Raw genomic sequence first — 6,273 nt, 5'->3', positions numbered from 1 at the left:
CCATTCTGATCGCCGTTGCGGCCATGCCACCCGCCACGATGTCCGCCCGAGCCGACGGCGTTGCCAGCCCCGGTCCCGGCGCCGCCCTGGCCACCATCGCCGGCAGGGGACCCTGCCGCGCCGGCCTGCGACTGACCATCATTTGCCGGCGAAGCACCGCCCTGTGGCCCGTCACGATGCCCGCCATGCGTGCTGCGGTCGCCATCGGACCGGCCGCCATGACCCCTGCTTCCATGATCCCGGCCACCATTGTCCCTATTTCCACGATCTCGATCGGCATGATCGCGGCTTCCATCGCGCGCTGCATGATCCCGATTGCCCCGATCCCGCGCACCGTGATTGTCGCCACCACGATCGCGCGACCCCTCGTGCCGGTTGCCCCATCCGTCGCGCCGGCCATGCCCATTTTGACCGTCGTGATGCCCGCTGCGCTGACCCCAGCCGCCACCGTCATTGTGGCCATGATGCCCGTCGCGATCTCCGCCGCGTCCGCCCCAATGATCGTAATCCCTATCGCGATCATGGTGGTGACGGCCCGGATGATGGTCATCCCTGTCATGGTGATGCCTGTCGGGATGATGATGATGCGGCTTCTCGGGTTTGCCCGGCTTTTGCGGCTTATCCGGCTTCTGGGGCCGGTCCGGTGCTTTCGGCGGCGCCTGCTCCTGGGGCGGAAACAGCGTCGGCACCGGCGTGCTCTCCTGCGGCCGGTCCTGGCGCTCGGCGCGCATGCTGCGCAGGCCGCAGCTGGTGCGAATATTGCCGAGCGGCCCTGACAGCTGCTGGTTTCCCGAAAGGAACGGCAGCGCCTTGTTGTTTCGCAGCGTCCGCAATGTCGTCTCATCGACCTTGCGCGGATCCGAAACGCCGCCGCCGCGCGAGGCGATAACACAGTCGCACTGCTCGCGCAGCTGCTTGCAGCCGCCGGCACCGCAGAACTGCGCCGAGCCGTTGAGAAGCACCATGGCTGTCGTGCCGTTTGGCGCGACATAGACGTCGAACGCCGTGCCGCGCACGCCGATCGTTCCTGCCGGCGTCACGATCGAATAGGCTGATGAGGATGAATTGCCGCTGATCCAGCGAAACGTGCCCTTCGCCGCCTTGATCGTCAGCTTCTTGACCGAGTTGGCATCGTCATAGACGTAGCTGTCGATCACCACCGACGACCCGGCGCCGACGGCAAGCTTGGTGCCATCCCGGAAGACGAATTGACCAAGCCCGCCGATCGAGGTGCGGATGCGTTCGTCGCGATGAACAGGGTCCTTGACCACCAGAGGCCCGTTTTCCCCAGCCACCTCTGTCTTGATGAGAGTCGCCTCGCCGACCGCAACCTCCGCGTACGCCGGAAACGGGAAACACAACGGAAAACACATGGACAGGCCGAGCATGGCGGCCAATGCATTACGCACACGCAACATCGCCCTTACCCTCAACAATATATTAAGTATATCACAATGTGTTGATGTATGTCGCCTTATCCACTTGTAGTAGCCAAGCGCCAAAGCCGGGCACTACCGCGACCACGCGACACCGCCTCAGGCTCTTGACTTCCCGCACCGTTCGTCCGACTTCACTCCTGAGCAATCAAGGAGCATGACCATGACGGAAGCGGCGAAGAGCACCATCGACCAGAGCGAAGTGGACCGCTTCTCGGCCATGGCCGCCGAGTGGTGGAGCCCGACCGGCAAGTTCAAGCCGCTGCACAAGTTCAACCCGGTGCGCCTCGCCTATATCAGGGACAAGGCCGCCGAGAACTTCGGCCGCGATCCGCGCTCGGCCCGCCCGCTGGAAGGGCTGCGGGTGCTCGATATCGGCTGCGGCGGCGGCCTGTTATCGGAGCCGGTCGCCCGCATGGGCGCGACCGTCATCGGCGCCGACCCGTCCGAGAAGAACATCGGCATCGCCTCGACCCATGCCAAGGCCTCGGGCGTGCCGGTCGATTACCGCGCGGTCACCGCCGAACAGCTGGCCGAGGCCGGTGAGACATTCGATATCGTCCTCAATATGGAAGTGGTGGAACACGTCGCCGACGTCGATTTCTTCATGACCACCTGCGCGAAAATGGTCCGCCCCGGCGGCCTGATGTTCGTGGCAACAATCAACCGCACGATGAAGGCCGCGGCGCTCGCCATCTTCGCCGCCGAAAACGTCCTGCGCTGGCTGCCGCGCGGCACCCACCAGTATGAAAAGCTGGTGCGCCCGGAGGAGATCGAAAAGCCGGTCACGGCGGATGGCCTCACCATCATCGACCGCACCGGCGTCTTCTTCAATCCGCTGTCCAACCAGTGGAACCTGTCGCGCGATATGGACGTGAACTACATGCTGCTCGCCAAGCGCGGGGCGTAAATAGCCCGCCGGCCATTCGTCTAGACCTTCAATGTCCTGACATGCGCAAGCAGATCGGCTTGCGTCTCGGCGTTGCGCGCCGCCAGCTCCTTGACGCGGCCGCGATCGATCTCGACCGCCGCGCCATCAGGGCCAAAGGGTATCTTGAACGTGAAGGCCCGCGCGCTCGGCCCGTGATCCGCCAGATGTTCGAAGCGTTCGACGGCCTCGGCCCAATCAGGCCGATGATGCGGCCCCACCCACCACAGAACGAGCGGTGGCCATGACGGCTTGACGTTCCAGTTGCGCGCGTGCTTCAGCGCATCGGCATGCACGCCGTTGTAGCTGAACGCCATCAGCGATTCGATATCGACCCAGAGCGACAGGGAAGATGGCGCGGTCTCAAAGCCGCTGCCCTCGATGAAACGCGGAAACACCTGCGGCCCCCAGCTTCGCACACCGGGTTCGCCGGCATAGCCGGAGCGGCCGACAAAACCGCAGGCGCGCCGCGCGGCCTCGAAATTGGCCGGTTCACGCAGCCGAAAACCCTCGACGGCGTCGCTCTCGAAAGGCGCCACATGCAAACCGAAGTTATACATCGCAAGGCGCGCTTCTGAGGTCATCTCAGTGCACGTCGTCGGGAAGCACGGGCAATGCCGCGATCTCGATGCCTTCGTCGATAAGCGCCTGCGCCTCGTCAGGCGTCGTCTGGCCGATGATACCGCGCGCATCGGCTTCGCCGTAATGGATCTTGCGCGCCTCCTCCGGGAAGCGTTCGCCGACATCCTCGGAGTTGGCCTTGATCGCGGTCACCGCCTCTTTCAGCTTCTGGAACGCCTCGCGGCGCACGGCATCCATGGCGACCGTCTGCATCTGGTCCTTCTTGCGCGCGGTCGAAACCGACGGCGCCATCAGCACCTTGGAGACGGCGGCAGAATTGCAGGTGGGACAGGTGAGAAAACCTGATGCGACCTGGCGGTCGAAATCGGCGCTTTCGGAAAACCAGCCTTCGAACTCATGGGCATTGTCACAACGCAGCGAATAACGGATCAAGCGGCCACGCCTCCGGACACATCGCCGCCAACCGTCTCGATCGAGAACTCGCGGGCATTCTTCAAATTCGGGATCTTGTCGCGCGCGGCCTTCACGGCGGCAGGATCGATCTCGGCGATCACGATCGCCTCGCCGGTGCCGCCAGCCGACGCCAGTATCTTGCCCCAGGGATCGATGATCATCGAATGCCCGAAGGTCTCGCGCCCATCCTCATGCACGCCGGCCTGGGCGGCGGCGATCACGAACATGCCGTTCTCGATGGCACGCGCCCGCAGCAGGATTTCCCAATGCGCCTCGCCGGTCTGGCGGGTGAAGGCGGCGGGCACCGTCATAACCTGCGCTCCGGCGACCGCCTGGGCGCGAAACAGCGCCGGGAAGCGAACATCGTAGCAGATCGCAAAGCCCATTTCGGCAAAGGGCAGCGACACCACGCGCGCTTCCTGCCCCGGCCGATAGGCAGCGCTTTCGCGCCAGCTCTCGCCATTGTCGAGATCGACGTCGAACATGTGGATCTTGTCGTAGCGGTTCAGAATCTGGCCGTCGGGACCGAAGAGATAGCCGCGATTGGCAAGCTTGCCGTCGTCGAGCGCGATCGCCGTCGATCCGACATGCACGTAAATCTGCAGTTCGCCGGCGAGCTCTCGCGCGGTGCGAACGATGATGTCGTTGGCCTCGTCGCGCAGATGCAGCTTACCGGCGGCGCGGTCGCGCTGCAGCATTCCGGTCATCTCGGGCGTCTGCACATAGGTGGCGCCCGAGGCGGCGGCCTCGCGCACCAGCCGCGCCATGGCGGCCGCGTTGCGCTGCGGATCGATACCCGAACACATCTGAATGGCGGCGGCCTTGAAGGTCATCGGCTTGTCCTAAGCGGCCAGCAGCGGGTCGAGCTTGCCCGCACGCTCCAGCGCATAGAGATCATCGCATCCGCCGACATGCTTGTCGCCTATGAAAATCTGCGGGAAAGTCGAGCCGCCATTGGCGCGCGCGATCATCTCGGCGCGGAAGGCCGGTGTAGAGGTCGCATTGTGCTCGACGAAATCGACACCCTTCTCGGAAAGAAGAGACTTGGCGCGAACGCAAAAACCGCAGCCATCGCGCGTATAGATCGTAACCGGTACCATCGTAACTCCAGACAAGGCAGTAATCTCCCTGTCATATAGTTTCGGAAAGGGCCCTTGCAAAGGTCAAAACCGTGATATCGGCCGCACCCGCGCGGCGCAGCACCCTGGCTGCCGCCGCCACCGTCGCGCCGGTCGTATAGACATCGTCGACCAGCACCAGCCGCTTTCCGAACACATCACCCTCGCGTCCCTTAGCGATCGCAAAGGCGCCACGCACATTCTCCTGCCGCGCTTTAGCACCGAGGCCGACCTGCTGGCGCGTGCGGCGGACACGCAGAAGCGTCGCGGACAGCAGCGGGCGCTCTGCCTGTTTCGCCATGTGGCGCGCCAGCTCCGCCGCCTGGTTGAAGCGGCGCGACAGGATGCGGGTGCGATGCAGCGGCACCGGCAGGATCGCATCGCAGCGCTCAACGGCGCCATCGGATGCCCTGAGCATCCACGCCGCCATCATCGGCGCCAGATCGGTGCGGTCGCGATATTTCAGCCTGTGCACGAGATTGCGCACCGCCTCGTCGTGAAAGGCCGCCGTACGCAGGCGATCGAACGGCGGCGGGTCGGCGATAGCGGCGGCACTCAAAATCCCCGGCCCGAGATCATGCGAAAACGGAATGCCGAGAACCTCGCAATAGGGCCGCTCGATAAAGCGCAGCGCCGACCAGCACTTTGGGCAGACGCCGCGATGCTGCCCGGTCGACACGCTGCAGACGGCGCAGGCGGGCGGATAGATCAGGTCGACCATAGCCGAGAGCGGACGCCTCAGCGCCCAGTCGATCCCCGCCAAACCTTGCCACCAGCGCAACTCCATGGCGAAACGATAGCGCATTTCGCGCAACAGGAAAATCGCCTTGCCGCCCCGGCCCGGCAGGATTATTGACGTCGGCATGGACATCATCTTCGACACGACAAGGATCGCGGCGAACCGGCACCGCGCGCTTCGCAACAACGATCCGAAGGCAAGCTTCCTGCTCGATATCGCCGCCGACGAACTGGGCGAACGCCTCGCCGTCGTCGAGCGCACCTTCGAGCACGCCGTGGAACTGCATGGCGCGACCGGCGCCGCGGCCCGCGCCGCCAAGGCCACCGGCAAGATCGGCAGCCTCACCCGCGTCGAAAGCGAACAGGCCTACGCCACGTCCGACGATGCCTTCATCGAGGCGCCGCTGGAGATGGTGCCGCTGGAGCCGCAATCGGCCAATCTGGTGATCGCGCCCTTGAGCCTGCACCTGACCAACGACACACCCGGCGTCTTCATCCAGATCCGCCGTGCGCTGCGCCCCGACGGCCTGTTCCTCGCCGCCATTCCCGGCTCCGGCACGCTGCAGGAACTGCGCGAGGTCCTGCTCGCCACCGAGATCGAGATGACCGGCGGCGCCAGCCCCCGCGTCATTCCCTTCGCAGACGTCCGCGATGTCGGCGGGCTGATGCAGCGCGCCGGTTTCGCGCTGCCGGTCATCGATGCCGAGACCTATACGGTCCGCTACGATTCCATCTTTCCGCTGATGCGCGACTTGCGCGCCATGGGCATGACCAATCCGCTTGCCGAGCGCAGCAGCAAGCCTTTGACGCGCGCCTTCTTCATGCGCGCCGCCGAGCTATACGCGGAACGCTATTCCGATCCGGATGGCCGCATCCGGGCCACCTTCTCGATCATCTATGTCTCGGGATGGGCGCCGCATGAGAGCCAGCAGAAACCGCTGCGGCCGGGATCGGCGAAGGTCAGGCTCGCCGACGCATTGAAGGTCGAGGAGCACAAGCTCAAGCAGTAGGGCTTTTT

General features: G+C 64.7%; 7 protein-coding genes and 1 pseudogene. 2 read left to right on the top strand and 6 right to left on the bottom strand.

The features are described from left to right. Positions 1-416: 416 nt before the first annotated feature. A pseudogene (locus B3605_RS17130) lies at positions 417-1,388 on the bottom strand (FecR family protein); the annotation flags it as partial. 211 nt (positions 1,389-1,599) lie between these two features. On the opposite strand from B3605_RS17130, the gene ubiG reads away from it, so the two are divergent. Then, the gene (gene ubiG / locus B3605_RS17125) at positions 1,600-2,346 is read left to right on the top strand and encodes a bifunctional 2-polyprenyl-6-hydroxyphenol methylase/3-demethylubiquinol 3-O-methyltransferase UbiG (protein ID WP_112943775.1); all 747 of its coding nucleotides are present in this window, start codon (positions 1,600-1,602) and stop codon (positions 2,344-2,346) included. 20 nt (positions 2,347-2,366) lie between these two features. On the opposite strand, the gene B3605_RS17120 is transcribed toward ubiG, so the two are convergent. From B3605_RS17120 to B3605_RS17100, 5 genes are read right to left on the bottom strand one after another with little or no spacing between them, the layout of a single operon-like run. Beyond that, positions 2,367-2,948, bottom strand: a complete 582-nt coding sequence (locus B3605_RS17120; protein WP_183795261.1) for a DUF3291 domain-containing protein — start codon at positions 2,946-2,948, stop codon at positions 2,367-2,369. A gap of 1 nt (position 2,949) precedes the next feature. Further along, the gene (locus B3605_RS17115; RefSeq protein ID WP_047508577.1) at positions 2,950-3,378 is read right to left on the bottom strand and encodes a DUF1178 family protein; all 429 of its coding nucleotides are present in this window, start codon (positions 3,376-3,378) and stop codon (positions 2,950-2,952) included. After that, the gene (locus tag B3605_RS17110; RefSeq protein WP_112943773.1) at positions 3,375-4,232 is read right to left on the bottom strand and encodes a carbon-nitrogen hydrolase family protein; all 858 of its coding nucleotides are present in this window, start codon (positions 4,230-4,232) and stop codon (positions 3,375-3,377) included. Before B3605_RS17110 ends, B3605_RS17115 begins: the two co-directional genes overlap by 4 nt. Positions 4,233-4,241: 9 nt before the next feature. Next, the gene (gene grxC, locus B3605_RS17105; RefSeq protein WP_047508583.1) at positions 4,242-4,499 is read right to left on the bottom strand and encodes a glutaredoxin 3; all 258 of its coding nucleotides are present in this window, start codon (positions 4,497-4,499) and stop codon (positions 4,242-4,244) included. Between the two features lie 31 nt (positions 4,500-4,530). Next, complete coding sequence (locus B3605_RS17100) at positions 4,531-5,304, bottom strand: ComF family protein (RefSeq protein ID WP_112943815.1); 774 nt, start codon at positions 5,302-5,304, stop codon at positions 4,531-4,533. Positions 5,305-5,380: 76 nt separating this feature from the next. Here B3605_RS17100 and B3605_RS17095 point away from each other — a divergent pair, with 76 nt between their 5' ends. Further along, on the top strand, positions 5,381-6,265 hold the full coding sequence (locus B3605_RS17095; protein WP_112943772.1) for a class I SAM-dependent methyltransferase: 885 nt from the start codon (positions 5,381-5,383) through the stop codon (positions 6,263-6,265). Positions 6,266-6,273: the final 8 nt, after the last annotated feature.

This window comes from Rhizobium sp. UBA1881 (assembly GCF_002338015.1).
Taxonomy (GTDB): Bacteria; Pseudomonadota; Alphaproteobacteria; order Rhizobiales; family Rhizobiaceae; genus Rhizobium.
The sequence above is the reverse complement of the archived record's forward strand: the minus strand, read 5'-3'. Positions and strand labels throughout refer to the sequence as shown.

Bases quoted from the DNA above. Each gene is read 5' to 3' on its own strand.
- ubiG (WP_112943775.1), top strand. From the start codon at position 1,600: ATGACGGAAGCGGCGAAGAGCACCATCGACCAGAGCGAAGTGGACCGC.
- B3605_RS17095 (WP_112943772.1), top strand. From the start codon at position 5,381: ATGGACATCATCTTCGACACGACAAGGATCGCGGCGAACCGGCACCGC.
- B3605_RS17100 (WP_112943815.1), bottom strand. From the start codon at position 5,304: ATGGAGTTGCGCTGGTGGCAAGGTTTGGCGGGGATCGACTGGGCGCTG.
- B3605_RS17120 (WP_183795261.1), bottom strand. From the start codon at position 2,948: ATGACCTCAGAAGCGCGCCTTGCGATGTATAACTTCGGTTTGCATGTG.
- grxC (WP_047508583.1), bottom strand. From the start codon at position 4,499: ATGGTACCGGTTACGATCTATACGCGCGATGGCTGCGGTTTTTGCGTT.
- B3605_RS17110 (WP_112943773.1), bottom strand. From the start codon at position 4,232: ATGACCTTCAAGGCCGCCGCCATTCAGATGTGTTCGGGTATCGATCCG.